Annotated in this window: 22 protein-coding genes and 1 pseudogene; 14 read left to right on the forward strand and 9 right to left on the reverse strand. The window is 60.2% G+C overall.

Translation table 11 applies throughout. The features are described from left to right. The 5 genes from J3P91_RS09690 to J3P91_RS09710 form a co-directional block, all read right to left on the reverse strand. Nucleotides 1–903 (reverse strand): dihydrodipicolinate synthase family protein, encoded by a 903-nt coding sequence (locus J3P91_RS09690; RefSeq protein ID WP_413795124.1) that lies wholly within the window; start codon nucleotides 901–903, stop codon nucleotides 1–3. Nucleotides 904–1,001: 98 nt separating this feature from the next. Next, nucleotides 1,002–2,321 (reverse strand): NAD(P)/FAD-dependent oxidoreductase, encoded by a 1,320-nt coding sequence (locus J3P91_RS09695; protein WP_434574245.1) that lies wholly within the window; start codon nucleotides 2,319–2,321, stop codon nucleotides 1,002–1,004. 314 nt (nucleotides 2,322–2,635) lie between these two features. Then, nucleotides 2,636–3,664: a glycine betaine/L-proline ABC transporter substrate-binding protein ProX gene (gene proX / locus J3P91_RS09700; protein ID WP_434605047.1), complete on the reverse strand. Its 1,029-nt coding sequence runs from the start codon at nucleotides 3,662–3,664 to the stop codon at nucleotides 2,636–2,638. Nucleotides 3,665–3,720: 56 nt separating this feature from the next. Continuing rightward, a complete protein-coding gene (gene proW / locus J3P91_RS09705; RefSeq protein WP_434569048.1) occupies nucleotides 3,721–4,674 on the reverse strand; it encodes a glycine betaine/L-proline ABC transporter permease ProW in 954 nt (317 codons plus the stop codon). Between the two features lie 25 nt (nucleotides 4,675–4,699). Further along, nucleotides 4,700–5,860 carry a quaternary amine ABC transporter ATP-binding protein gene (locus J3P91_RS09710; protein WP_434603670.1) on the reverse strand — a complete coding sequence of 387 codons (1,161 nt, stop codon included), beginning with the start codon at nucleotides 5,858–5,860 and terminating at the stop codon, nucleotides 4,700–4,702. Nucleotides 5,861–6,192: 332 nt separating this feature from the next. On the opposite strand from J3P91_RS09710, the gene J3P91_RS09715 reads away from it, so the two are divergent. From J3P91_RS09715 to J3P91_RS09730, 4 genes are all read left to right on the forward strand, one after another. Then, a complete protein-coding gene (locus tag J3P91_RS09715) occupies nucleotides 6,193–7,161 on the forward strand; it encodes a LysR family transcriptional regulator (protein ID WP_434605048.1) in 969 nt (322 codons plus the stop codon). 273 nt (nucleotides 7,162–7,434) lie between these two features. Beyond that, nucleotides 7,435–8,670: an aromatic ring-hydroxylating oxygenase subunit alpha gene (locus J3P91_RS09720; RefSeq protein WP_434603672.1), complete on the forward strand. Its 1,236-nt coding sequence runs from the start codon at nucleotides 7,435–7,437 to the stop codon at nucleotides 8,668–8,670. 41 nt (nucleotides 8,671–8,711) lie between these two features. After that, nucleotides 8,712–9,122, forward strand: coding sequence for a dihydrodipicolinate synthase family protein (locus J3P91_RS09725; RefSeq protein ID WP_434603674.1), 411 nt, complete (start codon nucleotides 8,712–8,714; stop codon nucleotides 9,120–9,122). Nucleotides 9,123–9,188: 66 nt separating this feature from the next. Beyond that, nucleotides 9,189–10,076 (forward strand): DMT family transporter, encoded by an 888-nt coding sequence (locus J3P91_RS09730; RefSeq protein WP_434603676.1) that lies wholly within the window; start codon nucleotides 9,189–9,191, stop codon nucleotides 10,074–10,076. A gap of 430 nt (nucleotides 10,077–10,506) precedes the next feature. On the opposite strand, the gene J3P91_RS09735 is transcribed toward J3P91_RS09730, so the two are convergent. Continuing rightward, on the reverse strand, nucleotides 10,507–11,361 hold the full coding sequence (locus J3P91_RS09735; RefSeq protein ID WP_434605050.1) for a methyl-accepting chemotaxis protein: 855 nt from the start codon (nucleotides 11,359–11,361) through the stop codon (nucleotides 10,507–10,509). A 54-nt stretch (nucleotides 11,362–11,415) separates the two neighbouring features. Next, nucleotides 11,416–12,450: pseudogene (locus tag J3P91_RS09740) on the reverse strand (cache domain-containing protein); the annotation flags it as partial. A 270-nt stretch (nucleotides 12,451–12,720) separates the two neighbouring features. Here J3P91_RS09740 and J3P91_RS09745 point away from each other — a divergent pair. The 4 genes from J3P91_RS09745 (at nucleotide 12,721) to J3P91_RS09760 (ending at nucleotide 16,147) form a co-directional block, all read left to right on the forward strand. Continuing rightward, complete coding sequence (locus tag J3P91_RS09745) at nucleotides 12,721–13,764, forward strand: GlxA family transcriptional regulator (RefSeq protein WP_434603678.1); 1,044 nt, start codon at nucleotides 12,721–12,723, stop codon at nucleotides 13,762–13,764. Between the two features lie 126 nt (nucleotides 13,765–13,890). Then, a complete protein-coding gene (locus J3P91_RS09750) occupies nucleotides 13,891–14,643 on the forward strand; it encodes a TenA family transcriptional regulator (RefSeq protein ID WP_434603680.1) in 753 nt (250 codons plus the stop codon). Between the two features lie 33 nt (nucleotides 14,644–14,676). Then, a complete protein-coding gene (locus tag J3P91_RS09755; RefSeq protein WP_434603682.1) occupies nucleotides 14,677–15,726 on the forward strand; it encodes a Rieske 2Fe-2S domain-containing protein in 1,050 nt (349 codons plus the stop codon). A gap of 16 nt (nucleotides 15,727–15,742) precedes the next feature. Continuing rightward, the gene (locus J3P91_RS09760; protein WP_434603684.1) at nucleotides 15,743–16,147 is read left to right on the forward strand and encodes a carboxymuconolactone decarboxylase family protein; all 405 of its coding nucleotides are present in this window, start codon (nucleotides 15,743–15,745) and stop codon (nucleotides 16,145–16,147) included. Nucleotides 16,148–16,495: 348 nt separating this feature from the next. Here the strand turns inward: J3P91_RS09760 and J3P91_RS09765 are convergent, their stop codons facing one another. After that, the gene (locus J3P91_RS09765; RefSeq protein WP_434569037.1) at nucleotides 16,496–17,218 is read right to left on the reverse strand and encodes a pirin family protein; all 723 of its coding nucleotides are present in this window, start codon (nucleotides 17,216–17,218) and stop codon (nucleotides 16,496–16,498) included. A 321-nt stretch (nucleotides 17,219–17,539) separates the two neighbouring features. Here J3P91_RS09765 and J3P91_RS09770 point away from each other — a divergent pair, with 321 nt between their 5' ends. Both J3P91_RS09770 and J3P91_RS09775 read left to right on the forward strand, forming a co-directional pair. Continuing rightward, on the forward strand, nucleotides 17,540–18,490 hold the full coding sequence (locus J3P91_RS09770; RefSeq protein WP_434603686.1) for a GlxA family transcriptional regulator: 951 nt from the start codon (nucleotides 17,540–17,542) through the stop codon (nucleotides 18,488–18,490). A gap of 183 nt (nucleotides 18,491–18,673) precedes the next feature. After that, on the forward strand, nucleotides 18,674–20,182 hold the full coding sequence (locus tag J3P91_RS09775; protein ID WP_434603688.1) for an ATP-binding protein: 1,509 nt from the start codon (nucleotides 18,674–18,676) through the stop codon (nucleotides 20,180–20,182). Here J3P91_RS09775 and J3P91_RS09780 read toward each other — a convergent pair. Beyond that, on the reverse strand, nucleotides 20,129–22,939 hold the full coding sequence (locus tag J3P91_RS09780) for an ATP-binding protein (protein WP_434603690.1): 2,811 nt from the start codon (nucleotides 22,937–22,939) through the stop codon (nucleotides 20,129–20,131). The genes J3P91_RS09775 and J3P91_RS09780 overlap by 54 nt on opposite strands. Nucleotides 22,940–23,301: 362 nt before the next feature. Here J3P91_RS09780 and J3P91_RS09785 point away from each other — a divergent pair, with 362 nt between their 5' ends. From J3P91_RS09785 to J3P91_RS09800, 4 genes are read left to right on the forward strand one after another with little or no spacing between them, the layout of a single operon-like run. Further along, the gene (locus J3P91_RS09785; protein ID WP_305495574.1) at nucleotides 23,302–24,123 is read left to right on the forward strand and encodes an alpha/beta fold hydrolase; all 822 of its coding nucleotides are present in this window, start codon (nucleotides 23,302–23,304) and stop codon (nucleotides 24,121–24,123) included. A gap of 60 nt (nucleotides 24,124–24,183) precedes the next feature. Further along, nucleotides 24,184–25,131, forward strand: coding sequence for a LysR family transcriptional regulator (locus J3P91_RS09790; protein WP_305495573.1), 948 nt, complete (start codon nucleotides 24,184–24,186; stop codon nucleotides 25,129–25,131). Next, the gene (locus tag J3P91_RS09795; protein ID WP_434603692.1) at nucleotides 25,128–25,541 is read left to right on the forward strand and encodes a DoxX family protein; all 414 of its coding nucleotides are present in this window, start codon (nucleotides 25,128–25,130) and stop codon (nucleotides 25,539–25,541) included. Before J3P91_RS09790 ends, J3P91_RS09795 begins: the two co-directional genes overlap by 4 nt. Continuing rightward, the gene (locus J3P91_RS09800) at nucleotides 25,534–26,172 is read left to right on the forward strand and encodes an antibiotic biosynthesis monooxygenase (protein ID WP_434603694.1); all 639 of its coding nucleotides are present in this window, start codon (nucleotides 25,534–25,536) and stop codon (nucleotides 26,170–26,172) included. Before J3P91_RS09795 ends, J3P91_RS09800 begins: the two co-directional genes overlap by 8 nt. Nucleotides 26,173–26,206: the final 34 nt, after the last annotated feature.

Here is a 26,206-nt window from a genome sequence, read left to right on the forward strand (position 1 = left end):
TCATGCACCTCCAGTGATTTGCGCGATGTTGCGCTTGAGCTCGGTGACGACACTTTGCAGCGCCTGCTTTTCATCAAGGTCCAGGCCGTGCAGGGGGGCACGCAGGCCACCGGTGCTCAAGCCGTTCAGTTCACAGCCGTACTTGATGGACTGGACAAATTTCCCACCTTCCAGGAAATCCATCAGCGGCATCATCGCCGCCATGATTCGGCGACCTTTGTCGAAGTTCTTCTCGACCACGCAGGCCTCGTACAGCGCGACGTGTTCACGGGGAATGAAGTTGGAACCGGCACATACCCAACTGCGGGCGCCCCAGGCGAAAAACTCCAGGGCTTGATCGTCCCAGCCGCAAGACAGAGCGATGTGCGGGTACTTGCAGGCCAGACGGTGCATCTGCGCCATGTCACCGGAGCTTTCCTTGATGGCGACGATGTTTTTCACATCACGGACCTCATCAAAGAACTCCGTGCCCATGCTCACGCTCATGCGGCCTGGATAGTTGTAAAGCATGATGGGGAGATTGGCGGCGCGGTCCACTGCCTTGACGTGCAGCGCGATTTCCTTTTGCGTTGGCAGTGCATAGGGCGGTGAGCCCACCAGCAGCGCATCGGCCTTGATCGCCTTCGCCGCTTCGGCGTAGGCGACCGAGTCTTCGGTGCGGATGGCGCCGGTCCCCACGATCAGCGGCAGGCGACCGCGCAGCACGTCCTTGGCCTGGGCAGCCAGGTCGAAACGCTCCTGGGCGGTGTGGGCATAATATTCGCCCGTTGAGCCACCAATAATGATGCCGTGTACCTTGGCGTCGACCAGATACTCCAGGACTTCGGCGAAGGCTGTCTTATCGATACTGCCGTCTGAGGTCAGGGGCGTAACGGCCGGTGTGTAAATGCCTTCAAACTTCATTGATATCGCTCCAGTTAATGTCACTGTTCAATCAAGGGAGGCCGCTTGCCGAGAATCGAGCGAGCGGACCTGAACTTCTTCAAGTGTGTCGGGGCGGGTCAACTTTCTTTACCGGCGCGGTATTGCCCCCAGCGCAAACTTATATTGACGCCCGCTGAAACCAGCGGGGCGGGTGGATTAGGGCAGGGGCCGGGTGATTTCAAGACGAAGTCAATAAGTTCGGAGTGTTCGCCGGCCAGCCAATCCGCCAGAAGTTTTCCGGTCGCCGTCCCGCGGGTAACACCCAGGCCGTTGCAGCAAAGTGCCCCATAGACATGGGGTGATAGTTCGCCGAAATAACCCATATGGTTACGCGAAAGAGCCAGTGCACCGCCCCAGGTATATTCGAAGTTCATCTCGGGCAACATGGGAAAGCGTTGCTCGAAAGAGGCTTGATGCCTGGCGACAAAACGTCTCAAGTATTTTGCATCGCTGCGCCCGTCGGGGTTGAAGCTGAAACTGTTACGGATCAACAGGCGGTTGTCCGGGGTGCGACGTACCGTGGTGCCGAATGGGTCCGCAGGAATCACCCCCCAATAAGGCCGGCCGCCCAGGCGAGCTTGCTCTTGCTCGGTCATGGGACGGGTCAGGCTGGCATAGGTGAACACCGGTAGCATTCGCCCTTTCAGGAAGCCGAAACTCATGCCAAAGGCATTATTGGTCAGGATCAGTTTGTCGGCGGTGATTGAGCCCCCGGCGTGCTTGAGCACCGTCCTGGTGCCGTACTCGACATGCGTGATCGCGGTGTTTTCGTAGAGTGTCACGTTGCCGGGGAGGCTGTCGGCCAGACCTTTGACCAGCGCCGAGGGCTGAAGCAAGGAAGTCCCTGGCGTAAATAAGGCCTTGCGGTAGAAATGCGTGCCGATATGTTCGGGTAGTTCGCCAGCCTCGATCATCTGGTAGGGTTGATCGAGCTTATCGAGTCCGCGACGGTAGGCTTCCAGCACAGCGATGCCCCGTGGTTCAACGGCCGCCTGATATTTGCCGCAATGCTTCATCTGGCAATTGATGTTGTGGCGTTCAACCAACTCTTTTAAATAGCTCAGGCCGCTCAAATTAAGTTTAAGGGTTGTTTTGGCAGTGGCGATATCACCGATGTAATCTTCTGCGGCGATGTCATGCGGCAAGTCGATAGCGAATCCGGCATTGCGACCGGAAGTGCCAAAGCCGATTTCCTGAGCGTCGATCAACACAATGTGATCGTCGGGGAAATGAGTCGCGAGCTGCCGGGCGGCGGCGAGCCCTGTAAAACCGGCACCGACAATCACCCAACGTGCGCTGTCGTGACCTTGATGGGCTGGCTTGACCTGGCGCCCCCTGCTCAAGTGATACCACCCGCAAGACTGATCATCGGCAGGTAACGAAGAGACTTTCAACATTTCAAGATCCTGTTCATTCAACCAATCCGACGCCTGTCTTGCGAAAGCTTGCTTGGCAATTTCACGGCGACTGAGTATTTAACGGGCGTAACGGTCAAGACGTTGCAGTTTCAATGAGCGATAGGGTAAGGCATTAAATTTATTCTGATGATGCTTGATATCCAGCAACATTAAATCAAGAAAAAAGATAACCCTCCGTTATCAGTAATCGAAACGGAAGCTTTCAATTGGATTTCATAAACTAAATGTTGCGTAGAACCGAGCGCCATTAAAAGGCGGGGGCAGTCATCGATTCGCCCCGCCTCTTGTTCGTATCAATTGCTGGCTTGTGTCGCTGCGGCGCGAGCAGTTTGTAACCAGGTATCAAACTGCTGCCGATGGGCGGCTACCCACTCCTTGGCGTGACGGCGAATATCCGCAGGCTTTTTCTCGCCCTGTTGCATCTTCAAGTTCTGGGCACTTTCGTCAGCGGTAGTAATCTGCATCACCGAAAGGAACTTCAAGGCTGCCGGATTTTTGTCGGCGAAATCTTTATTCAACACGGCCTCGACCTTATCCACTGCAAAGCCGAGATTCTTGCCCTTGTACATCGTGTCAACGTTATTGTTGCCATCAGGCAGGTCGGTTTTCGGTACTTCCAGCCAGACCACATCCCTGTCTTCGACCAGAACGGTGGCGATCCACTGTGGGACCCAGGTGAAGTAGAGAATCGGCTGCCCTTCCTTATAACGAGTAATGGTGTCAGCCATCAGCGCGAAATAGGAGCCCTGGTTGACCGTGACCGTTTTTTCCAGGTCATAGGCCTTCATGTGATGGGCAATGATCAGCTCGCAGCCCCAGCCAGGATTACAGCCCGTCATGTCTGCCTTGCCGTCGCCGTTGGTGTCGAACAGCTTGGCGATTTCCGGTTTCTTCAAGTCGGTGATGTACTTGATGTTGTGCGCTTCAGCGGTCTTTTTGTCGATCAGATAACCTTGAAGTACACCGGGCATGATGTCGCCCGCCTTGACCATGGCTTTATCACCCCCGGCCTGCTGGAAGAATTTATCGTGCAACTTGTCCCACAAGTGCACGGTAAAGTCCGCGTCACCGTTACCCAAGGCCATCATCATGACGCCGTATTCGGTCTCCTTGGGCTCCTGCACCTTGTAACCCAGCTCTCGCAACCCTTCCATGGCCACTTCGCCGCGGAAGCGCTCTTCGGCGATGGAAGGGAAGATGGGGGTGACCTTCACACCGTCGCCCGGTTGGTTCGTCGAGGCGTTTGCGCACAGGGACATGGCCGCAATGGCGAGGGCTGTAGCGCAATTGAGAATGCTGCGGGAGAGCTTGAATTCAGACATTGTCGCGTACCTTTTTTTGGGTTTTTTCTTCAAGTGCGGCAGATCGAAAGTGGGATTCAGGCGGTCTTGCTCCGCCCCGCAGGCTGTCTTGCGCCGAACAGGCGTAGCAGCAGACCTACGGGACCGGTGTGATACCAGCGCAGGCTCGGGTCGGCGCCGGTGCGCGCGCCCATGGCTTGGGTCAGGCGGTCAAGGAAGATGGCGAGCAGTACCAGGCCCGTCCCGCCGACCGTGGCCAGGCCCATGTCCAGGCGACCGATGCCGCGCAGGACCATCTGTCCAAGGCCGCCCACCGAGATCATCGAGGCGATGACCACCATCGACAGCGAGAGCATCAGGGTCTGATTGAGTCCCGCCATGATGGTCGGCGTCGCCAGTGGCAGCTGGACACGGGTGAGCATCTGCCGCGGTGTGCAACCAAACGCGCGGGCCGCTTCTATCTTGTCCTCCGGTACCTGGCGGATGCCCAGGTTCGTCAGGCGCACCAGAGGGGGGAGGGCGAAGACAATCGTCACAAGGATGCCCGGCACGTTGCCGATGCCGAACAGCATGACGACCGGCACCAGGTAAACGAACGCCGGCAGTGTCTGCATGGCATCGAGGATGGGCCGCAGGACCTTTTCCAGGTTGTCGCTGCGGGCACAGAGAATACCCAGTGGAATACCCAGCAGCGCGCAAAAGAACACCGAGGTCAGTACCAGCGCCAGGGTCGTCATCGACTCGGACCAGACACCGATCAAACCCAGCAGTGTGAGTGTCACAAAGCACAGCAACGCCATGCGTTTACCAGCGAGTTGCCATCCGAGCAATGAAGACAGGATGATGCCGATGCTCGGTGGAATGCTCTGCAGAATGAACTCAACGCCGTTAAGTACCTGGTCAATTGGCCAGCGGATGGCGCGAAATACATCGCGAAAGTTGTGCACCAGAAAATTCAGGGTGCTTTCCACCCAATCGCCGAGCGGGATGGTGGCGACTTGGAACGGGTCGAGAAAACTGAACTCGGACATCAGGGCTTACCTCTTCACGGTTGTATCAATGGCGGCTCAGCGTTTGCAGCAACTCGCTCTTTGACAGGGTCCCGGTGAGCGCGCCCGAGCGGTCCAGTACTGGGACCGGATACGGCAGGTTGGCCGCAATTTCCAATACTTCGTGCAGGGGCGTATCGGTAAATACCGGCTGGTGTTGGTGCTGGGTGTGATGTGTGCTGCCACCCGCGCCACTGGTATCGATGTCGACGACCCCGAGCAGTTGCCCTCGTTCATCGACCAGGTAACCAAACGGAAGGCCGGCCTTGAACTGCGGTGCTTGACCATTCACTTTACGAACCCATTCCGGATCAAGCCTGGCCACGTCGCCCGCCTTGAGAATCCGTGAACTGTCGAACCCTTTGAAAAAGGTGCGTACATAGTCATTGGCGGGTTGGCTGATCAGCTCTTGAGGCGTGCCTATCTGCACCACCTGGCCGCCCTCCATGATCGCGATGCGGTGGCCGATGCGAACGGCTTCCTCGATGTCGTGGGAGATAAAAATGATGGTCCGCTTCTGTTCGGCTTGCAGGCGAATGAGCTCCCCCTGCATCTCGCTGCGGATAAGCGGGTCCAGCGCGGAAAAGGCCTCGTCCATCAGCAGGATGGTCGGGTCGTTGGCCAGCGCACGGGCCAGGCCTACGCGTTGCTGCATGCCGCCGGAAAGTTGATGCGGATAACTGTGCTCCTGTCCGGCAAGACCGACCTGGCTGAGGGCTTCCCGGGCGCGGCTATGCCGTTCCTTTTCGGCGATGCCGGAAATTTCCAGGCCGAAGGCGGTGTTCTCCAGGACACTCATGTGAGGCATCAGGGCAAAGGATTGGAACACCATGCCCATCTCTTTACGGCGAACATCAAGCAGGGCTTTATCAGCCAGCCCGGTAATTTCCCGACCGTTCAGATAAATGCTGCCGGAAGTGGGCTCGATAAGGCGGTTGAACAAACGCACCATCGTCGACTTGCCAGAACCCGAGAGCCCCATGATCACAAAGATTTCGCCACGCTTGACGGCGAAGCTGGCGTCGAAAACACCAATAACCTGGCCTGTTTTCTCAAACACATCTTTTTTGCAGGCGCCGGCGGCAAGCATCTTCATCGCCGCGTCGGGTTGTGCGCCGAATATCTTGAAAACGTTCTTAACAGAAATGATTTCGTCTGAACTAGTCATCGCGTCCCTCCTTTGCGTGTAACGCTACAAGCGCACGAAATCGAATTGAGTTCGAGCGTTGGTAATTTAGGCGGGCAGGAATAAATGATTGAATGGCGCATGACATTGACCTTGTTTTTATTGTTTGCCCTTGGGCTCGGGCTTTTTTTCAATCTATGGGTATCCTTGTGTTAAATCCAACAACATTTACCGGGCTTTATGGATAACCTAACGTTATCGAGGCCTGTCGAAACGACCGCCTTGGCGTAATCACGACGCTTTGTATGGCCCGCGCCAGGCTATTGGGTTACGCTCCGGCGCTTTCGCGGATGCTAGGAGTGCGAGGGCTTGCCATGCTCAGCAGACACGTTGACCCCGATACATTACTGCTTAGAATGCCTTCCCTCAGGGCTGTCAGAGCGTTTGTCGCCGCCGCCAAATACGAAAGCTTCACTCGGGCGGCGGAGGCACTTTGTGTATCGCAAGCAGCGATCAGTCGGCAGATCCGAGAGCTTGAGGACTCCTTGGGCGCTCAATTGTTCATGCGTGCCGGGCGGACTGTAGAGCTGACCGCCGAGGGAAAGATCTTTTTTGAGGCGGCCCAACTGTCCTTCGTTAATATCGCACAGGCGGCTGAAAGGATTCGTACCACGCCGACGCAGAAGCACATTCTGACTGTTTGTTGCTCACCAGCATTCTCCGCATTATGGCTGTCGGAACATCTTCCAGAGTTTCGTGCAACGAACCCGGATATCGAGTTCAATCTGATCACTACCCAGAACTTTGTGAATATGGAGCCTGGCGTAGAGCCGGACATCATCATCTCGAAGATCCGCAAAGTCGGGGACGGGTACAAGAGTTATCAGTTGTGCCACGACATTATTTATCCTGTTTGCTCTCCCGTGTTCCTGGAGGCGCACCCCGAACTGACTTCGCTTGAAGGCGTGCGCGATTCTTCGCTACTCAATCTGAGTCCCTATGGCCGGTCGGGGGTGGCTGAGCATGTTGACTGGGGGGTATGGCTGGCGTTTCTGAACGTTGATATTGATGAGCGTCCTGGTGACTGCCCGCCTATTTTTCATGCCAATGACTACAACCTGATCATGAATATGGTCTTGACCCATCAGGGCGTCGCACTCGGCTGGAACCAGCTGGTCGGGGCCATGGTCGAGAGAGGGCAGCTTGTTCGTCCCGTCGAGCAGCAGGTGACGCTTCGAAACAGTCTTCATTATGTTGCCTGTAATGAAAGGACTGAATATGAAGATGCCTGTCGGAGAGTGCGAGACTGGATCCTCTCGAAATTTTCCAGATTGGCCGTATAAGTTTCTCCCGACGTAGGTCCCTCTTGGCCGTTAGCGAAATCCAAACAAGGTAGTGTCTGGATTCGCCCGGTCATAACGCCAAGTTATCAGTTGAACAACGAAAATGTAGTTTTGCCGACCGGATTGGCTATCGTACCCTTCGGGCTAAACATGGCTGATACATGTGTATCCAGCGGCTGCGCTGAAAATCGTTCGCGCAGGATCCGTTGGCCATGACACTGCTCTCTGGGCGTACTTGCCATTAACCGTCAGGTTGATGTGTAGAGGATAATAATGAATATCAGAACATCCGTGATCGACCTGATTCAAAAGCGCAAGGCGCGCCACGCGCTTCCTCGCGAACTGTACATTGAACCTGAGGTTTTTCGGCAGGATCTCGAGCAGATCTGGCACAAGGACTGGATCTTTGCCGGGCATACCTTTGAGCTTGAAAAACCCGGGCAATACCTGACGTTGCAGATCGGCGACTATCCCGTCCTGATCGTCAGGGATAAAAGTGGTCAGGTCCGGGCTTTTCACAACGCTTGTCGTCACCGTGGCTCCAAAGTTTGCGAGCACGCCCAGGGCAAAGTCGCAAAACTGGTCTGTCCTTATCACAAGTGGACTTTCGAACTGGATGGCAGTCTTTTGTTTGCCGGTAACATGGGCGCTGACTTCGACAGGTCGCAATACAATTTGAAGCCTGTCCATTGTGAAGTTGTTCACACCTATATTTATGTTTGTGTCGCTGACAAGGCGCCGGAATTCGTCAGTTTCAGAAATGCTGTAAGTCCATTTATAGCCCCGCATTTCCTGGATAACTGCAAGGTCGCTTTCGAGTCCAACCTTGTCGAAAAGGGTAACTGGAAACTTGTCTTTGAAAATAACCGCGAGTGCTTTCACTGCGACGGTACCCATCCGGAACTGATGAACTCCTTTGTCGAGAACCTTTCGGTGGCCGGGGTGGGCGGCGAAGATGATCCCGAACTGAGCGCACACTGGAATCGCTGCGAGACCGCGGGGATGCCCAGCAAGTTGGTCATGGATCCCGATGGCCGGTTTCGTATGACACGCATCCCACTTTCGGCAGGCGCCGTGAGTTACACAATGGACGGTAAACCTGCTGTGGCGGGACGCCTGGATAAAAGCGGCGAGCCGGATATTGGCGCCTTGCTGTATTTCAACTACCCATCTACCTGGAATCACTTCCTTGGTGATCATGCGTTGAGCTTCCGCGTCCTCCCGATCGGACCGGACGAAACGCTTGTCACGACCAAATGGCTGGTGCCCAGTACCGCCGTTGAAGGTGTTGACTACGAGATCGATCGGCTGACCAAGGTCTGGCTTGCCACCAACGATCAGGATCGTCGTTTGGTGGAAGGTACGCAGGCCGGTATTACCTCACCGAGTTACGAGCCGGGACCTTTTTCGGACATCGCGGAAAACGGTGTATGCCAGTTTGACGATTGGTACTGCGAAACCATGCTTAAGCGGCTCCAAACCCATATTCCGCTCAAGTCGGTGGGCTGATTCCCCGTCATGAGTGCGTTCGATCAGAGATTCCGAACTTCGTGTCGGTCAAGGACAGCAGTGGTGACCTTGCCGCCCAAGCCGCGCTGATCCGTACGGGCCTGCCGACGATGAATGGCGCCGATCCATTGGTGCCCTACGCGCTCTTCGCCGGGGCCGCAGGTCTGATCTGGGGCGGCGCTAACATGGCTCCAAGCGCTTGCGTTGCCGTGGTAGAGGCCGCCATGAGGCACGACTGGATCAGTGCCAGGGAGATCTGGCGGTCGATAGAGCCGGTGATGTCGTTGATCTGGCAGGGTGACTATGTGCAGTCGGTCTACGCCGCTGCCGAGATCACCGGCTACGGAGCGGGAAACCCGCGTCGGCCGTTGGCGCGTTTGGCCGCTGGTAAACTCGACGCGCTCAAGGTTGCCCTTGAACCGTTGATCGCGCTTGAATCTGATCTCGCCTGAGGATCGGGCGCGGGCTTACGAGCGTGCCGGGCGAATGATGTCGTCTCCCTCGAAATGGAATGATCCATGAGCAACCAGTCGGACAGCGCGGCACCTGCTTACGATGTGCCCAGGCCTCGGCTCGGTATCATCCTGTGCCTTCTCTCGATGCTGGTGTTCGCCAGCCAGGACGGGATTACCAAGGTACTGGTCAAGGACCTCCCGATTGCGCAGCTGGTGATGGTGCGCTATTGGGCCTTCCTGGTTTTCGCTGTCGGCTATGGCGTCTTCCAGGGAAACCTGCGCACCGCCTGTCGAAGCCGCCACCCCTGCCTGCAGATCATTCGCGCCTTGATCGGCGTGGGTGAAATCGCCTTGTTCGGACTGGGGCTGCGCTACCTTGGGCTGGCGGAAATGCACGCGCTGTATGCAGTCTTCCCGCTGATGACGCTGGCCTTGGCTGGAGCGTTCCTGGGCGAGTTCATCGGGGTTCGTCGATGGATAGCCGCCGCCATCGGTTTTACGGGGACACTGGTTATCCTTCGCCCCGGCACCGGTGTCTTCGAGCTGGCGGCGCTTATCCCGCTGTTGTCCGCCCTGGGCTTCGCGATTTTCAGCGTGCTGACCCGGCGGATCAGCCAACATGATTCGTTCGCTACGAACCTGCTTTACATGGGGTTCTTCGGCGCGATAGCCATCACCTTGTGGGGGCTTCCAGGTTGGGTTTCGCCAAGCCCGATGCAATGGGCCCTGATCGCGGTGCTTTCCACTACCGGGGTTGTGGCCCAGCTGTTGTTGCTCCAGGCGCTCAAGTACGCAACGGCAGCCACGCTCCAACCGTTCAACTACACCTTGCTGGTGTTCGCCACGCTGATTGGCCTGCTGGTATTCGGTGAGCTGCCCGACACCTGGACCGTGGTGGGTGCATGTCTGGTGATTGCGGGTGGGATGTATGCGATCAAGGCGAAAGGGTAGCCACCGGGCAGATGCCCAGCGGCTGTGACACCGCCTTCGCGAGCGAGCTCGCTCCCACATTTTTGATCTTTAGCGGACACAAAACCCAAGTAACCGCAGAACTTCAGCAGACACAAAACTAAGGTAACCGCAGAACCCCTTGTGGGAGCGAGCTTGCTCGCGAAGAGGCCAGCACAGTCAACATTTTCATTGGCTGTGACACCGCCTTCGCGAGCAGGCTCGCTCCCCCATTTTTGATCTTTAGCGGACACAAAACTCAAGTAACCGCAGAACTTCAGCAGACATAAAACTAAGGTAACCGCAGAACCCCTTGTGGGGGCGAGCTTGCTCGCGAAGAGGCCAGCACAGTCAAAACATCTATCAACTGTCAGGCCGCCTTCGCGAGCAGGCTCGCTCCCACATTGGATCTTCGGCGGGACATAAAGCCGATTTAGAACCTGAAGCGTCCCACCAAGCCCTTGAGTTGCCCGGAAATATCGGTCAGCCGCCCCGAACCGGTCTGCGCCGTGTGCGCGAATTCCTCGACCAGTTGCGCATCGGAATGGATCTGCGCGATGTGCCGGTTGATGTCCTCGGCCACTTGATGTTGTTGCTCCGCGGCGGTGGCGATCTGGGTGTTCTGGTCGCGGATCGAGTCCACCGAGGTGCGGATCTTGTCGAAGCTGTCGCGAGCCTGCTGGATGCGCTCGACGCTGGTATGCGACACCTGCAGGCTGTTCTGCATCTGTTGCGTCACTTCCTGGGTGCGCCGCGCGAGGTTGCCGAGCAGACTGTCGATCTCGCCGGTGGAATCGGCGGTGCGCCGCGCCAGGGCGCGGACCTCGTCGGCCACCACGGCAAAGCCGCGGCCCTGATCGCCCGCGCGCGCCGCTTCGATGGCCGCATTGAGCGCCAGCAGGTTGGTCTGTTCAGCGATCGAACGGATGGTGTCGAGGATGGTGTTGATGTTCTTGCTGTCCTGCTCCAGCGCCTGCATGGTCTGGGTCGACTGCTGCAATTCCTCACTCAGCTTCAGCACACTGCCCGTGGCTTCGCCGATGTGGTGCTGGCCGTCATGTACATCGCGATAGCCGGTGTCCGCGCTGACGGCGGCCTGGCTGCAGGAGCGGGCCACCTCGTTCGCGGTGGCGACCATTTCGTTGAACGCGGTGCTCACCAGCTCCACGGCCTGGCGCTGGCGCCCGGCGGCATCGTTCATGTTCTGGGCCACGTTGCTGGTATCGGCCGCGGCAGTTTGCAGGTCGGAAGAAGCGCTGCCGATGCGCTGCATCAGTTGCGCGATCATGGCCAGGAACTGGTTGAACCAACCCGCCAGGGTGGCCGTTTCGTCCTTGCCCTGCACCGACAGTTTGCGGGTGAGGTCGCCTTCACCTTCGGCGATTTCCTGCAGGCCATTGGCAACGCCACGAATCGGCCGCACGATCACGCTGGCGAAGCTGGCGCCGACGATGGCGAAGACCACGGCCAGCGCGGCGGCGATAGCGGCGATCAACCAGGTCAGGCTCGAAGCCTCGGCCATCACTTCGTCGCGCTTGATCAGGCCGATGAAGCGCCAGCCCAGGCTTTTGGAGGTGACGATGTTGGCCATGTAGGGCACGCCATCGATCTCGATCTGGGTGGCGCCATCGCTGCTCTTGGCCAGCGCGGCGTAATTGGGGCCGAGGTCGGCCAGCGGCTTGAAGTTGTGCTTGGCCTCGGCCGGGTCGACCAGCACGTTGCCGCTGGCCTCCACCAGCATCAGGTAGCCGCTGTCGCCCAGCTTGATGTTCTTGACCAGTTCGGTCAGCTGTTTGAGCGACACATCGAGGCCGACCACGCCGACCAGCTTGCCGCTGGCATCGGCGACGGTGTGCACGATGCCGATCAACGACACGTCGTCCGGTGCCCAGTAATAAGCATCGGTTTTCACGGTGGTGCCAGGCGCTGCAATAGCCGCCTTGTACCAGGGGCGTACGCGCGGGTCGTAGTTGGAAATCTTCGGATCATCCGGCCAACTGGCATAGCCGCCGTCCGCCAGGCCCAGGGACAGGTAGGCGGTGGTTGGATGGCTCTTGGCGAACTGGTCGAAAATCGCCAGCAGCTGTTTGTTGTTCTCGGTCAGCGGGATTTGCGCGGCGTCAGCGCCCGAGTAGTTCTTCAGGTCCTTGGCCGCGACGATCCGCGGGTCCTTGGCGAAGAACTCGACGTTCTGCATGATGCCGTCGAAGAACTGCTTCATGCCGTTGTCGATCTGGCGGATCTCGCGGCCGCTGCTGTCCAGGAAGTTGGCTTGTGCCGCATCGCGCAGGTTCAATACAACGAGCACCGCCACCAGGATAACCGGGAGGCAGGCAATGGTCGCGAACGCCCATGTCAGCTTCTGTTTGATATTCATGACTTCTCCCGCAGGTATTTATCGGTGTTGGAAACGGCGGAAACAGTAGCGGTGAGCGTTGCGAACTCTTGGGGGAAAAGCGCCCATGCCTACTCTCAGGCTATCGACCAATGTCGTATTCCCTTGAGGTCACCACCGGTCGGACGTCGCTAACGCTGACAGTGATGTCGCGCAGGCGATGGTTGCCTTTGCGGTTAATCGGGAAGATGGCTTGGCTCGGGCAATCCGCCCGGGTCCGGTCCAGATCGCCTTCCTGTCTCACGAGGCCCCATGCCCAGCGCATTCGAAAGCGTACTCAAGAACAAGAACATGGCCTATCGCCCCCAAGGGGCTGCGCCTGTGGGACAAGCGCCGGTGCGCGTCGCGTTTGTGCTGATGGACAACTTTTCCATGATGTCCTTTACCGGCGCGGTGGACGCGCTGGTCACCGCCAACCTGATGAGCGACATGCCGCTTTATGAAGTGCTGACGGTGGGCGCTTCGGGCGGGCAGGTGACGAGTGACCTGGGCATCGTCATTTCCACCGATATCGAGCTGGCGCAATTGCCCGATAACCTCGACGTGCTGATTGTCGCCGGAGGCTTTCGTGTGAAGTTGCAAGGCACGCCGTTATTGCGGCGCAAGCTGCGCGCCAACGCAACGTCCGGGGCGATAGTGGGTGGGTTGTGGAACGGCGTTTTTTTTGTGGCAGAGGCGAACCTGCTCGATGGTTTCGAATGCGCGGTCCATCCGGAAAGTCGGGCGACAATGGCCGAGATGTTCCCCCATGTGAAAGTCACTAGCCGCGCCTATGTCGTAGACCGCGAGCGAGTCAGCTGTGCGGGCGCCAACAGCTCGCTGCGCATGATGCTCCAGCTGATCCGCCGCACGGGCGGGGAGGCGCTGGTGGGGGCGATTGAAGAAATCCTTCGCTGCGATGAATCAGGGGATGACGCCACGGACCTGCCGCCGATCTTCGTCGAGACCGATCCGACGCTGCCGGAAAGTCTCAAGCTGGCGTTGGAATTGATGTGGCAGAACGTCGAGGAGCCCTTGACGATCGATGAGCTGGCGGCCTGCGTCAATGTCTCCAAGCGCCAGCTGGAGCGGCGGTTCTGCCGGTTCCTCGGTGCGACCCCGACGCGTTATTACCTGGAACTGCGCCTGACACGCGCACGCCAGCTCATCCAGCAGACCAACCGCTCGGTGACCGAAATCGCCGTGGCTACGGGCTTCGTCAGCTCTCCGCATTTCCAGCGACGTTTTCGCGACTTCTTTGGCGTTCCGCCCGGCAGTTATCGCGCCGGGCTCGGGCGCAAACAGGGGGCGCGTTGAAGCATCAATGCGAAGCGCTTATAGGCGTTTGTGTCTGACGCCAGGCGTTTTTATCGCAAATAAACAGGCACACCTGTCAAGGTTGACAGGTGTGCCTGGAAAAAACCCCACACAAGATAGTCACCCATGTTCATTCAATTTAGCCAATTGACGAAGTCGGTTGTTCAGTTCGAACAGCATGAAAAGGGGACTCTTATGTCTGTTTGCCTCGATTTGAAAGACTGTCTGGAAACCTGTATCGCGGAATTGAATTTGCCGGAGAATGTGTACTTCAAGATGCTTTGCAGCGGGAAAATGTCAAAGCAACAATTCCTAAAGAGCCAAATGGAATTTGCACCGATGGTGTATTTTTTCAGTCGTCCGATGGCACAAGTGATCGCCAATATTCCTGAGGCGCCACCCCGTGTTGCCCTGGTGGGAAATCTATGGGAAGAGCATGGCCAGGGCGTTCCGGAAAATGTACACGGCCAGACCATATTGACACTCATCGACCGACTGGGTGGCGACTCCTCAAGCATCGACCTGAACAACCCGTCACCCAATGCACGGATCTTCAATGAAGCGCTGCGTGGCGTCTCGACGTTCGAAAACTATCGTTTTGCCGTCTCCATGTTCGCGGGGATTGAGCGAACATTCGCCGATATCTCGGCACTGATAGGCCAGTCCATCGTCGACCAGAGATGGCTGGATGTACATCAGGTCACACACTATGGATTACACAAGGCGCTGGATATCGAACATGCCGAAGACTTCTTGAGCGTTGTTGACAACGATTGGCAAGAAGGCGTCTTCAAATCTTCAATCAAAGAAGGGATACGATTCGGCTGTCACCTCTTCGCCAGTACCTACACGGGTTTTTATAACAACATGACTCGTTGAATGTGTTCGCGAGGCACTCAGTGGACTTTCGCTATGAACTTCATCAGGAATGCCTGGTACGCGGCTTGCCGGAGCCAGCAAGTACGCGGTGGTGAGATTTTCCATAGAATACTGCTGGATGAACCGGTCGTTTTCTATCGCAAGCAAGACGGCGCGCTGGCGGCGTTACGCGATCGTTGTCCCCATCGATTCGTACCGCTTCATCTCGGTAAGCTTCAAGGGGATGAGATCGAATGCGGGTATCACGGCCTGCGATTCGACTGTGCAGGTCGCTGTGTCGGCAATCCTCATGGCGATGAAAAAATTCTCGAGGTGGCAAAGGTACATGCCTATCCGGTGCAAGAGCTGTATGGCCTGGTGTGGATCTGGATGGGGGATGCTCCGGCCGACCTGACGCGGATTCCCGACTATGGCCTGCACGGTGCGGATTCCAGCTACCAAGTGGTGAGCGGTTACCTCCATGTCGGCGCCAATTACCTGCTGATGGCGGACAATCTGCTGGATCTGAGCCACCTCATGTATCTCCACGATGGCCTGTTGGGTGATCCTGAACAGGCCGGCGCTGAACAAGTTGTGGAGGAAGACGAGGAAGGGCGACTCGTCTGCCGGCGTTGGATGCCAAACAGTAAAGTTCCTGCTGTCTTCGACCTGATCTACCGACGTGACCAGCAACCGGTTGATATGTGGACGGAGATACGTTGGATGGCGCCGAGTTACTTCTGGTTCGACGGCGGAGTGCGGGCGCCACGGCTGGAGGAACGCGAGGATCACGGTTGGTGGTACGGACAACATATCCTGACACCGGAAACCGGGTCGACGACCCATTATCACTTCGCCGCCGCACTGCCATCGGGGACTCGATTGAATGAAGTCGACGAGACAAAGTTTGCTGAAATGCGTCGTTTCGCATTTGCCGAACAAGACAAGGTCATGCTCGAAGCGCAGCAGGCTGCGCTGGGTGATAGCGAGTTCTGGGCAATGAAACCGTCACTGTTTTCCGTCGATGCGGCTCCGGCGCGCATGCGCCGGGCTGTCGAGCGTCTGATCCGTGAAGAACAGGCGCAGGGCCGCGTTCAGGCGTGACTGGATGGAATCGGATATGAAAGACCGTACGTTTCCCGGCCGTGAGGCGTTCGGCGACATCGCCCCCGCCCTGGCCGATTACACCGACCGGATTCTCTTTGGCGAAGTCTGGCAGCGAGAGGGGCTCTCGCCACGCGACCGCAGCCTGGTAACCGTAGCCGCTCTGGTAGCGCTCTATCGTGGTAATGAGCTGCCGATTCATTTACGCAAGGCGCTTGAAAATGGCGTCAGCCAGGAAGAGTTGGTCGAGTTGATCACCCATCTGGCATTTTACTCAGGCTGGCCAACGGCCCACTCGGCACTGATGATATTGCGACGCATCGTTGAAGAGGGGCAGACCCCATCAGACCCTCGCCATCCACGGTCGGACAACCCAAAAAATAGTCGCTCGGACTTGCGCGATCCCAGCGACCCTGGTTGAAAAACTCAGTGGCCGGCCGGGTTTTTCATCCTGGGCAGCAGGCCCAGCGCCAGAGCAGTCAGAATCGCTCCCGCCGATACCAGAAACAGTAACCCGTGCTGTCTGCCATTGCATTGAACAGCGCCGAATAGCCAAACCCGGCCAACGCCTGGAAGGTTGCGGTGCGGGCGGTGATCGATGAGATCGTCGCGGCGTTTGCCCAGGAGACCAATTAAATTAATGTGGGAGCGAGCCTGCTCGCGAAGGCGTCAGGCCAGCCAACTGTCATCTTGGCTGACCCACCGCCTTCGCGAGCAGGCTCGCTCCCACCAGTTACACCAGTTACACCCGTTGCATAGGGCGTCGGCCTCATGGCATTTGCGGCAGTTCCTGCGGCCGCAGGTCAAACACCAGCACCTCGGCATCCTGGCCGTTGCCCAGCGTCAGTACCTGTTCGTTGCGTACCCGCACACCATCCCCTTCCTGCAACGCCACGCCGTTGAGCTCGACGCTGCCCCGGGCCACATGCACATAGGCATAACGATCAGCGGCCAAGGTCAGCGTGGCACTTTCCTGGCCATCGAACAGCCCGGCATACACCCGTGCGTCCTGGCGTACGTGCAACGAGCCCTCGGTGCCGTCCGGGGAGATGATCAGTTGCAGGCGACCGCGTTTCTGTTCGGTGCTGAAGTGCTCCTGCTGGTAGCGCGGCGTGGCGCCCACGACATTGGGCACGATCCAGATCTGCAGGAAGTGCACCGGCTCGTCCGCGCTGTGATTGAACTCGCTGTGGGCCACGCCGCTGCCGGCGCTCATCAACTGCACGTCACCCGGACGAATCACCGAGCCCGTGCCCAGGGTGTCCTTGTGTTCCAGCGCGCCTTCGAGCACGTAGGAGAAAATCTCCATGTCCCGGTGTGGGTGCTGGCCGAAACCTTTGGCGGCGGCGACCCGATCGTCGTTGATCACCAGCAGGTCGGAAAAACCCTGTTGGTTGAGGTCGCGGTAGTTGGCGAAGGAAAAGGTGTGGAACGACGTCAGCCAGCCGTGACGAGCGATGCCGCGATCAGAAGCTTTGCGAAGGGTCAGCATGATGATTCTCCTGGTTCAGAGGGCGGTGGCCTTGGCCGTTCGCCGGGTACAGAAGAAGGTTAATGGTTATCGGCGCATTCAATAAGCGGCTGAATGTGGAAATACTGTCCGTTCTGAGTGGACAATCTCGCCGGGAGCGCTGCGCTTCGTCATAATGCCAGCTGGTGACCGCTGGTCCCTGTGGGAGCGAGCTTGCTCGCGATAGCGGTGCCTCAGTTACATAGATGCCGGCTGGACGGACCCTATCGCGAGCAAGCTCGCTCCCACAGGGTCCTCGGTCGCCAACCGGTAGCATGTTCCCCTTGTCTTGGCGTCCTTCCCATGAAAACCGTTGCAATGGTGCTGTTCCCCGATTTCCTGCTGCTCGACATGGCCGGGCCGCTCGAAGTGTTTTCCATCGCCAATCGTTTTCTCGCGCCGGAGCAGCACTATCAGTTGCTGACCCTGGGCACCGAGCGCGGGGCGTTGCGAGCCTCCAACGGGGTGACGGTCCAGGCCGACATCCATATCGACCAGGCTTGGGCGGCCTACGACGTACTGCTGGTACCGGGCGGGCCTGGTGCCTATAACGACCGGCATCCGGGCTTGCACACCTGGTTGCGGGCGTCGGCACAGCGGGCCACGCGCTACGGGTCGATCTGCACCGGAGCCTTCATCCTGGGAGAGGCGGGCTTGCTCGACGGCTATCGGGTCACCACCCATTGGCATTACACCGAACGCCTGATCCAGCGGTTCCCCAAGGCTCTGGTCGAGACCGACAAGATCATTTTGCATGACCGACGGTTGATCACCTCCGGCGGTGTCACGGCCGGTATCGACATGGCCCTGTCCATCGTCGCCCAGGACCATGGCCGCAAAGTCGCGCTGGATGTGGCCAAGGTCTTGCTGGTGGTCATGCAGCGCCAGGGTGGGCAAGCGCAGTTCAGCCCGCTGGTAGCGGCGGTGGCGGCACAGGAATCGGCGGTTACCCGGGTGCAGCATTACGTGATGGAACACCTGGAGGAGCCGTTTTCCATCGAGCGCATGGCCGATCTGGCCGCCATGAGCTCAAGGCATTTCGCCCGGGTTTTCCAGCGCGAAGTCAAAATGACGCCGATGGAGTTCCTGCAAGGTGCGCGCATCGATCGGGCGCGGCAGTTGCTGGAGTCCACCGACTTGCCCCTCAAGACCGTGGCGTTTCGCAGTGGCTTTGGCAGCGTCCGGCACATGCGCCAGTTGTTCAGCGAAAAACTCGGCCTGACACCGGTCCAGTACCGGCAGCAGTTCAGTTGAGCCTTCGGTGTCCGTCCAGGGCATCGTGATGTCCGTGATGCGTCCTGTGCCAGCATTGTTCTCTGGCCCGTGGCTGCCAAGATAACGGCGAACCCTCTGCAAAGGATGCGCAGGAGCCAGGGCAGGTGTGTGCGGTAATCCGCAGCGCCACGCCCGGACCGGTTTTCTGTCGCTGGATCGCTCATGAACAGCTTCACCAAACCTTGCGCCGCAACAGCGGTGAGCACCGAAACAACGGTGCGCTTCGGTCCGTTTGTCTTTCACCGCCAGCAGCGGCTGGTTACCCGCGATGGCGAGCCCCTGGCCTTGGGCGGTCGCGCCCTGGACATCCTGCACTTGCTGGTTGCCCATGCGGGCGCCTTCGTCAGCAAGCAAACCCTGATCGCCCAAGTCTGGCCCGACAGCGTGGTGGAAGACATCAATCTGCGGGTGCACATCGCCGCCTTACGGCGGGCGTTCGGCGCCGGACAGGATGGCAACCGCTACATTCTCAATCATCCGCGCCAGGGCTACTGCTTCGCCGTGCCCCTGACCCCACAGCCGAGTGCCGAATCATCCGGCGCCAGGCGCTCCGAGCGGCACAATCTGCCTGCGCGCCTCAGCCCGGTGATCGGTCGCGACAAGCTGCTGGGACGGCTGTTGGTCGAGGTTCCGCGCCAGCCCCTGACCACCGTCGTCGGCCCGGGCGGTATCGGCAAGACCACGGTGGTGTCGCGGGCGGCGGAACTGTTGCTTGAGCATTTTGCCGACGGCGCCTGGTTTATTGACCTGGCGGCGATCAGCGACCCGGCCGAGGTCTGCCCGCGGATCATGCAAACCCTTGGCCTGACGGGCGGCTCGCTGGGACAGTGCCTGCAATCGTGCCGGATGTTGCTGGTGCTCGATGGCGCCGAACACCTGCTCGATGCCTGCCGGGAGTTGGCCTTGACGCTGCGCTCCGCGGCCCCTGGCGTATCGCTGTTGTTGAGCAGTCGCGAAGCCTTGGAGCTTGCAGATGAACAGGTCGTGCAATTGGCCGGTCTGGCCGTGGCGACGGCCAGCGAGCCCGGCCACCTGATATTGGCGAGTCCGGCAGTGCGCTTGCTGGTTGATCGGGTCGGTGCCCGACAGCAGGGCTTCAAGCCGGGTGAGCGCGACCTCGCGCCTCTCGCACAAATCTGCCAGCGCCTGGACGGGTTGCCGTTGGCGCTGGAGCTGGCGGCGGCCCAGGTTGATGTGCTGGGTGTGGCGGGGGTCCTGGAACAGTTGGACTACGGTCTGTCACTGTTGAGCCACGGCCGCCGTACAGCCGTGGCACGCCACCGCAGCCTTGATGCGGCGTTGGATTGGAGTTTCGAGCGCTTGGGTAGCGACGAACGGACGCTGTTCCAGCGGCTGGCGGTGTTCGAGGAACCGTTCACGTTGAAGGCTGCGCTGGCTGTGGTCAGTTGCACTGACGTCGGGGTGGGGCGATTGCCCTGGCTGCTGTCACGGCTGGTCAAGCAGTCGTTGGTGATGGTCGAACAAGGTGCCGAAGGCAATCGCTACCACCTGCTCAATACCACGCGTGCCTATGCCTTGGAAAAGTTGCGCCGCGCTGGCCAGTGGCAGTCGCTCCATCGGCGCTACGTGTTGCAGGAGGCCTGGCTGGCGCGGCGTTCAAGACCCGAGCTGGCGAGTCAGCGTCTGGAGCAGCGCGCCGGCTTCCTTTAGGTCGGGTGTGTCGAATCCTTCGCTGAAGCGCCGATAGACCGAAGCGAGCACATCCTGCGCTGCCGCATCCTGGCCGCGCCGTTGCCACAGCCGGGCCAGGGACATGGCACTGCGTAATTGCCAGGCCAGCGCGCCTTGGCTGCGGGCTACCGTCAGCGCAGCGTGCAAGTACTCTTCGGCACGGCTTTCTGCGCCCGCTTTTCCCCCGGCCAGCAACGCTTCGGCAGCGACGCGCAGGATTTCCGCCGAGCACCAGCCTGCCGCGCCGCTATGGGCGCGCTCGATCTGCTGCGGGCTGACGGCATCGCCGCGCAGAGTGACGACGGTATCCTGGATCAGGCCGCAAGCGCTCAAGTGCGACTGCGGAGTGGCGCCGTCGAAGGCGCGCTCGTAATGGCCAGCCCAATCATGGAACAGCATGACCGAATGGCGTTTGGCCTGCTGCTTCAACATGTCCAGCCGTTCCCGGGCGGTCGGCTGATCGCCGGTGTAATGGGCGATCACGCAACCGGCGATCGCCAGGGTGTAGCAGATCGAAAGGCCGTGGTTGATCTGCAGGGCAATCTGTAGCGCAAGGTTGGCCGTGCGCCGGGCTTTTTCGGCGAAGCCTTGCAGCCAGAGGATGCGCGACAGGATTGTCAGCGCGGCCACGCTCTGCTCGTATTGCACGCCGAAACCGTGGCTGAAGCGGCTCAGGTGACCATTCTGGGCCAGGCGCTGGATTACCTGCTCGGCGTCACGTCGCGCGCCGTCCTGGTCGCCGGTGAAATGCAGCGCCAGCACTCGCAGGCGCTGGGTACTCAAGGACAGGACCGGGTCGCCCGGCAGGCCCAGGCGATCGAAATCCAGGCTTTGCTCCAGCGCCTGCTGATAGCGGCCGGCGCTGAGATTGACCGTCATGAGGCCCGACAATGCGCGCAATTCTCCCGCCCGGTCCTGGCACTGCCGGGCCAGGTGGCGGGCCGTGACGAAGGCCTCGACAGTGGCCGGCGTACCGCCCTCGGTGTGGTAGTTGAAACTGCCATGGGCCAGTTCCAGGGCGAGGGTCAATCTCGGGCACGGCGAGGGGCTGGCCCGTAGCAGCGCCCGCGCCTTGCTGACATACAGCCCGTGCTCCTTGAGCAGCGACAGCTCTTGCCAGAGCGGCAGGGTGCGCGCGGCCAGACGGATCGCCACGGCGTGCGAACCCTGCGGGCCTAGCCCGCGGTCGAGCGCCGCGCGGATGTCGTCCCGATAGGCCGCGTACCGTGCGATCCACACGCGCGTAGAAGTGTTTTCCCAATCCTTTTCAGCCTGTTCCATGAGCGTCAGGCAGCGCTCGGCGTGGCGCTCCCGGGTGGCGGCCAGTTCCCCGGTATCCAGCAATTTTTCCAGGGCGTAGCTGCGCGTGGTATCCAGCAGCCGATAACGGACCTCATCGTCGCCGATTTCGACATTGAGCAACGATTTCGCCACCAACTGGCTGATCGAGACCAGCACCTGCTCGGGCGCGACATGCTGGCCGACGATGACTGCCGCTGCCGACGCCAGGTTGAAACTGCCCATGAACACCGCCAGGCGCCGCAGGCAGGTTTGTTCGCACGGCGTGAGCAGCGCGAAGCTCCAGTCCACCGTGGCGCGCAGGGTCTGCTGGCGCGGTGCGCTGGCGTGCCTGTCATGGTCGAGCAGGGCGACGCTGTCCTGCAGTTGCCGGCATAGCGCCTCCAGCCCAAAGCGCCCGACCTGGGCGGCGGCCAGTTCGATCGCCAAGGGAATTCCGTCGAGCCGCTGGCAGATATCGATGATCAGCGGAACCTCGTGGTCCGTCAGCTCAAAATCGTCCTGGCTGGCCATCGCCCGTTCGGCGAACAGTTGCAGCGCCGGGAATTCCAGGGCCGGATAACCTTCAATGACCATGCCCCTTGGCGGAAACGCCAGCGAATCGAGGCGCTGCACGTGTTCGCCTTCGGCGCGCAGGCCTTCGCGGCTGGTGGCCAGGATATGCAGGTGAGGCGCGCCGCGCAGCAAGGTTTCGCAGAGCAGCGCAACGGCATCGATCAGGTGTTCACAGGTGTCGATGACCAGCAGCAGATGGCGGTCCTTGAGCTGCCGGACGATCGCGTCAAGCGGTTCGCCGTCATGCAGCGTCAGCTCCAGCAGCGCACAGAGGTTGGGGGCGATCATGGTCGCGTCGTTGAGCGAGGCCAGGTCCAGCAGGCAGGTGCCGTCGCGGTACTGGCCGAGCAGCCGTTCGGCAACCCGCAAGGCGACGGTGGTCTTGCCGATGCCGCCGCTGCCGACCAGGCTGATGAAGCGTTTGCGCGGAAGCTGCGCCACCAGGCTCTCCACCAGGCCCTGGCGGCCGATCATGCGGGTACGGCGCGGCGGCAGGTTGCGTGCCAGGGAGGGGTGTGGGATGCGCGCCAGTTCCTCGGGCGCTTCGAATGTCACCGGCGCGACAAAACTGTAGCCGCGCTGCGCCACCGTGACGATATAACGCTGGCCGGCCTGGCCGTCGCCCAGGGCCTTGCGCAACGCCGCCACGTGAACCCGCAGATTGGTGTCCTCCACCACGCTTTTCGGCCAGACCCGGGCGATCAGTTGCTGCTTGCTCACCACTTGGCCGGCGTGTTCGAGCAGCACCAGCAGGATCTCCACCGCTCGCCGCCCCAGGCGCAACGGTTGCCCGCCCTCCAGCACCAGGCGCTGGCGCGGATGGACCCGGTAAGGGCCGAAATGCACCGTCTGTTCGACGGGCAGGCTGAGGTATTGGCTCATGGTCTGCTCAAGGTTCTGTTTGCGCTGTACCCGAGCATATTCCTCAGGTTTTGCGTCAAGCGCAACGGTAAGGCGTCTTGTTCCAACCCACGACCCGTGGCGAGGGAGCTTGCTCCCGCTGGGCCGCGAAGCGGCCCCAAAAGCACCACCCCAACCAATCTGGCACACCGAAGTGACAATTCCGGGGCTGCTGCGCCCGAGACGTCGGACCGACCCAGCGGGAGCAAGCTCCCTCGCCACAAATGTGCTCTCCAGTAGCTTGTTAACACCTCAGTCGCGAAAAAATTAACAACGTTTAACTCACGCACATGCCTCTCCTGGCCGGACCATTGAATGATCCACCGACCTCAAGGAATCACGTCATGAGCACCTTCATCACCCGCGACGGCACCGAGATCTACTACAAGGATTGGGGCAGTGGCCAACCGGTGGTCTTCAGCCACGGCTGGCCGTTGAATTCGGACAGTTGGGAGGCGCAGATGATGTTCCTGGCGTCCAATGGCTATCGGGTGATTGCCCACGACCGTCGTGGTCACGGGCGTTCCAGCCAGCCCTGGGACGGCAATGACATGGACACCTACGCCGATGACCTGGCCGAGCTGATCGAGCGCCTGGACCTCAAGGACGCGGTGTTGCTCGGTTTCTCCACCGGCGGTGGCGAAGTGGCGCGCTACATCGGTCGGCACGGTGCCGCCCGCGTCGCCAAGCTCGGCCTGATCTCGGCGGTCACGCCGCTGATGCTCAGGACCGCGGCCAACCCCGGCGGCCTGCCCATCGAGGTGTTCGACGGCTTCCGCCAGGCCTCCCTGGCCGACCGTTCTCAGCTATACAAGGATGTGGCCAGCGCGTTTTTCGGCGCCAACCGTCCGGGTGCCAAGGTGTCCCAGGGCATGATCGACTGGTTCTGGATGCAGGGCATGCTTGCCGGCCACAAGAACGCCTATGACTGCATCAAGGCCTTCTCGGAGACCGATCTTTCCGAAGACCTGCGCAACATCGATGTGCCGACCCTGGTGGTGCATGGCGATGACGACCAGGTCGTGCCGATCGAAACCGCCGGCATCGCGGCCGCCAAGCTGCTCAAGAACTCGCAGCTGCTGGTCTATCCGGGCGCGCCCCATGGTCTGACCGACACCCACAAGGACCGGCTGAACGCCGACCTGCTGGCGTTCATCCAGGGTTGATCAAGCCATGAACCTGTGGGAGCAAGCCAGCTCCCATAGTTTAAACAGGACCCCACACCCATGAACCGCAACGATCTACGCCGCCTCGACATGAACCTGCTGGTGATCTTCGAGGCGCTGATGTTCGAGAAGAACCTGACCCGCGTCGCCGAGAAGCTGTTCATGGGCCAACCGGCGGTGAGCGCAGCGCTCGGGCGGCTGCGGGATCTGTTCGATGATCCGCTGCTGATCCGTCACGGCCGGGGCATGGAACCGACGCCTCGGGCCCTGGCGATCCTGCAAGAATTGCAGCCGGCCATGGACACCATTTCCGGCGCGGTCAGCCGGGCCAAGGCGTTCGACCCGTCCACCAGTTGCGACGTGTTCCGCATCGGTCTGTCCGACGATGCCGAATTCGGCCTGTTTCCACCGCTGCTCAGTCAACTGCGCGAAGAAGCGCCGGGCATCATCGTGGTGGTGCGCCGGGCCAATTTCCTGCTGATGTCGTCGTTGCTCGCCAGCGGCGAAATCAGCGTCGGTGTCAGCTACACCACCGACCTGCCGGCCAATGCCAAGCGCAAGAAACTGCGGGACATTCCCTGCAAGGTCCTGCGTGGCGACAAGCGCCCGGGGCCGCTGACCCTGGACGACTACTGCTCGCGACCCCACGCCATGGTGTCGTTCTCGGGCGACCTGAGCGGCAACATCGACCTGGACCTGGCGCGCATCGGCCGGGCCCGCAAAGTGGTCTTGGCGGTGCCGCAATTCAGCGGCCTGCGCGCCTTGCTGGCGGGCACCGAGCTGATCGCCACGGTGCCGGACTACGCCGCCTGCGCGCTGGTGGAGGGCTGCGCCTTGCGCGCCGAAGATCCGCCGTTCGAGATCAATGCCGCCGAATTGTCGATGGTCTGGAGCGGCGTCCACGACAACGACCCCGCCGAGCGCTGGCTGCGCTCGCGCATCGCCACCCACATGTCCCAACCGTTGCCGGCAGCCGCCTCGACGGACCCGGCCGGAGCTCACCGATGAACACCACTGACGAACGCCGCATGCAGGACCTCGGCCTGCTGTTCCTGCGCCTGAGCGGCGCGCTGTTTTTGCTGTGGGTCCATGGCTTGCCGAAGCTGCTGAACTACAGCGCCGAGCTGACCCGCATCGAAGACCCGTTCCACCTCGGCGCGGCGCCCACGCTGATCCTGGCGATTTTCGCCGAGGTGCTTTGCCCGCTGCTGATCATGGCCGGCGTGCTGGTGCGCCTGGCGTGCTTGCCCATCCTCTTCCTGCTGGCCGTTGCGCTGCTCGTGGTGCACCCGCAATGGAGCCTGGAAGAAGGCCAGTTCGGCTGGTTGCTGCTGATCATATTTACCAGCGTGTTCATTGCCGGCCCGGGAGGCCTGGCGATCAACGCGCGTTTTGCTGGAGTGCTGCGTCATGCCTGAATCCCAAACCCTTGAATCAACCGCGATCCCGGCGATCCCCGGCTTCGATGAAATCGTCACCCTGGTAGTCAAACACCGGGTCAAGGCCGGGCAGGACGGCGCCTATGAAGCCTGGTTGCGGCGCATCGTCAGCGTGGCCGGCCAATGGCCGGGGCATCTGGGCGTGGACGTAGTCCGGGGCAAGCAGGGCGGGTTGTCGCTGTTCACCTGCGTGCTGCGGTTCTGCTCCACCGAGGCCATGCAGCGCTGGCTGGACTCGCCCGAGCGCCGCGAACTGGTGGAAGAGGCCGCGCCGCTGCTGGCGGACGGCGACCAGACAGAAGTCGCCCCGCACAAGGAATTCTGGTTCGCCCCGCTGGCCGATGCCGCCACGCCGCCACCGCGCTGGAAGCAATCGGTGGTGACCTTGCTGGTCATCCTGCCGCACACCTTGCTGGTGCCGTTGCTCTGGGGCCCGCTGCTGCAACTCAACGCGTTTCTGTCGAATTACGTGGTCGCCACGTTCCTGATCACCGTGACCATCGTGCTCTCGGTGGTGTACGTGTGCATGCCGCTGGCGACGCGTCTGTTCGCGCCGTGGCTGGAAGCGTCCAAGGCCCACCAACACCTGGAGCCCGGCGATGGCCAATAAAGACGACCCGACCGATCCGCTGCGCCGCCAGTTG

The sequence above is a fragment of the Pseudomonas sp. Z4-7 genome, from assembly GCF_051131965.1.
Taxonomy (GTDB): domain Bacteria; phylum Pseudomonadota; class Gammaproteobacteria; order Pseudomonadales; family Pseudomonadaceae; genus Aquipseudomonas.

Excerpts from the sequence above, each read along its gene's own strand:
- J3P91_RS09715 (WP_434605048.1), top strand. The coding sequence starts at position 6,193 with ATGCTCAGCAGACACGTTGACCCCGATACATTACTGCTTAGAATGCCT.
- J3P91_RS09760 (WP_434603684.1), top strand. The coding sequence starts at position 15,743 with ATGAAAGACCGTACGTTTCCCGGCCGTGAGGCGTTCGGCGACATCGCC.
- J3P91_RS09780 (WP_434603690.1), bottom strand. The coding sequence starts at position 22,939 with ATGAGCCAATACCTCAGCCTGCCCGTCGAACAGACGGTGCATTTCGGC.
- proX (WP_434605047.1), bottom strand. The coding sequence starts at position 3,664 with ATGTCTGAATTCAAGCTCTCCCGCAGCATTCTCAATTGCGCTACAGCC.
- J3P91_RS09795 (WP_434603692.1), top strand. The coding sequence starts at position 25,128 with ATGAACACCACTGACGAACGCCGCATGCAGGACCTCGGCCTGCTGTTC.
- J3P91_RS09690 (WP_413795124.1), bottom strand. The coding sequence starts at position 903 with ATGAAGTTTGAAGGCATTTACACACCGGCCGTTACGCCCCTGACCTCA.
- J3P91_RS09775 (WP_434603688.1), top strand. The coding sequence starts at position 18,674 with ATGAACAGCTTCACCAAACCTTGCGCCGCAACAGCGGTGAGCACCGAA.
- J3P91_RS09785 (WP_305495574.1), top strand. The coding sequence starts at position 23,302 with ATGAGCACCTTCATCACCCGCGACGGCACCGAGATCTACTACAAGGAT.
- J3P91_RS09745 (WP_434603678.1), top strand. The coding sequence starts at position 12,721 with ATGCCCAGCGCATTCGAAAGCGTACTCAAGAACAAGAACATGGCCTAT.
- J3P91_RS09730 (WP_434603676.1), top strand. The coding sequence starts at position 9,189 with ATGAGCAACCAGTCGGACAGCGCGGCACCTGCTTACGATGTGCCCAGG.
- J3P91_RS09720 (WP_434603672.1), top strand. The coding sequence starts at position 7,435 with ATGAATATCAGAACATCCGTGATCGACCTGATTCAAAAGCGCAAGGCG.
- J3P91_RS09765 (WP_434569037.1), bottom strand. The coding sequence starts at position 17,218 with ATGCTGACCCTTCGCAAAGCTTCTGATCGCGGCATCGCTCGTCACGGC.
- J3P91_RS09755 (WP_434603682.1), top strand. The coding sequence starts at position 14,677 with ATGAACTTCATCAGGAATGCCTGGTACGCGGCTTGCCGGAGCCAGCAA.
- J3P91_RS09710 (WP_434603670.1), bottom strand. The coding sequence starts at position 5,860 with ATGACTAGTTCAGACGAAATCATTTCTGTTAAGAACGTTTTCAAGATA.
- J3P91_RS09790 (WP_305495573.1), top strand. The coding sequence starts at position 24,184 with ATGAACCGCAACGATCTACGCCGCCTCGACATGAACCTGCTGGTGATC.
- J3P91_RS09735 (WP_434605050.1), bottom strand. The coding sequence starts at position 11,361 with ATGATCGCGCAACTGATGCAGCGCATCGGCAGCGCTTCTTCCGACCTG.
- J3P91_RS09750 (WP_434603680.1), top strand. The coding sequence starts at position 13,891 with ATGTTCATTCAATTTAGCCAATTGACGAAGTCGGTTGTTCAGTTCGAA.
- J3P91_RS09800 (WP_434603694.1), top strand. The coding sequence starts at position 25,534 with ATGCCTGAATCCCAAACCCTTGAATCAACCGCGATCCCGGCGATCCCC.
- J3P91_RS09695 (WP_434574245.1), bottom strand. The coding sequence starts at position 2,321 with ATGTTGAAAGTCTCTTCGTTACCTGCCGATGATCAGTCTTGCGGGTGG.
- proW (WP_434569048.1), bottom strand. The coding sequence starts at position 4,674 with ATGTCCGAGTTCAGTTTTCTCGACCCGTTCCAAGTCGCCACCATCCCG.
- J3P91_RS09770 (WP_434603686.1), top strand. The coding sequence starts at position 17,540 with ATGAAAACCGTTGCAATGGTGCTGTTCCCCGATTTCCTGCTGCTCGAC.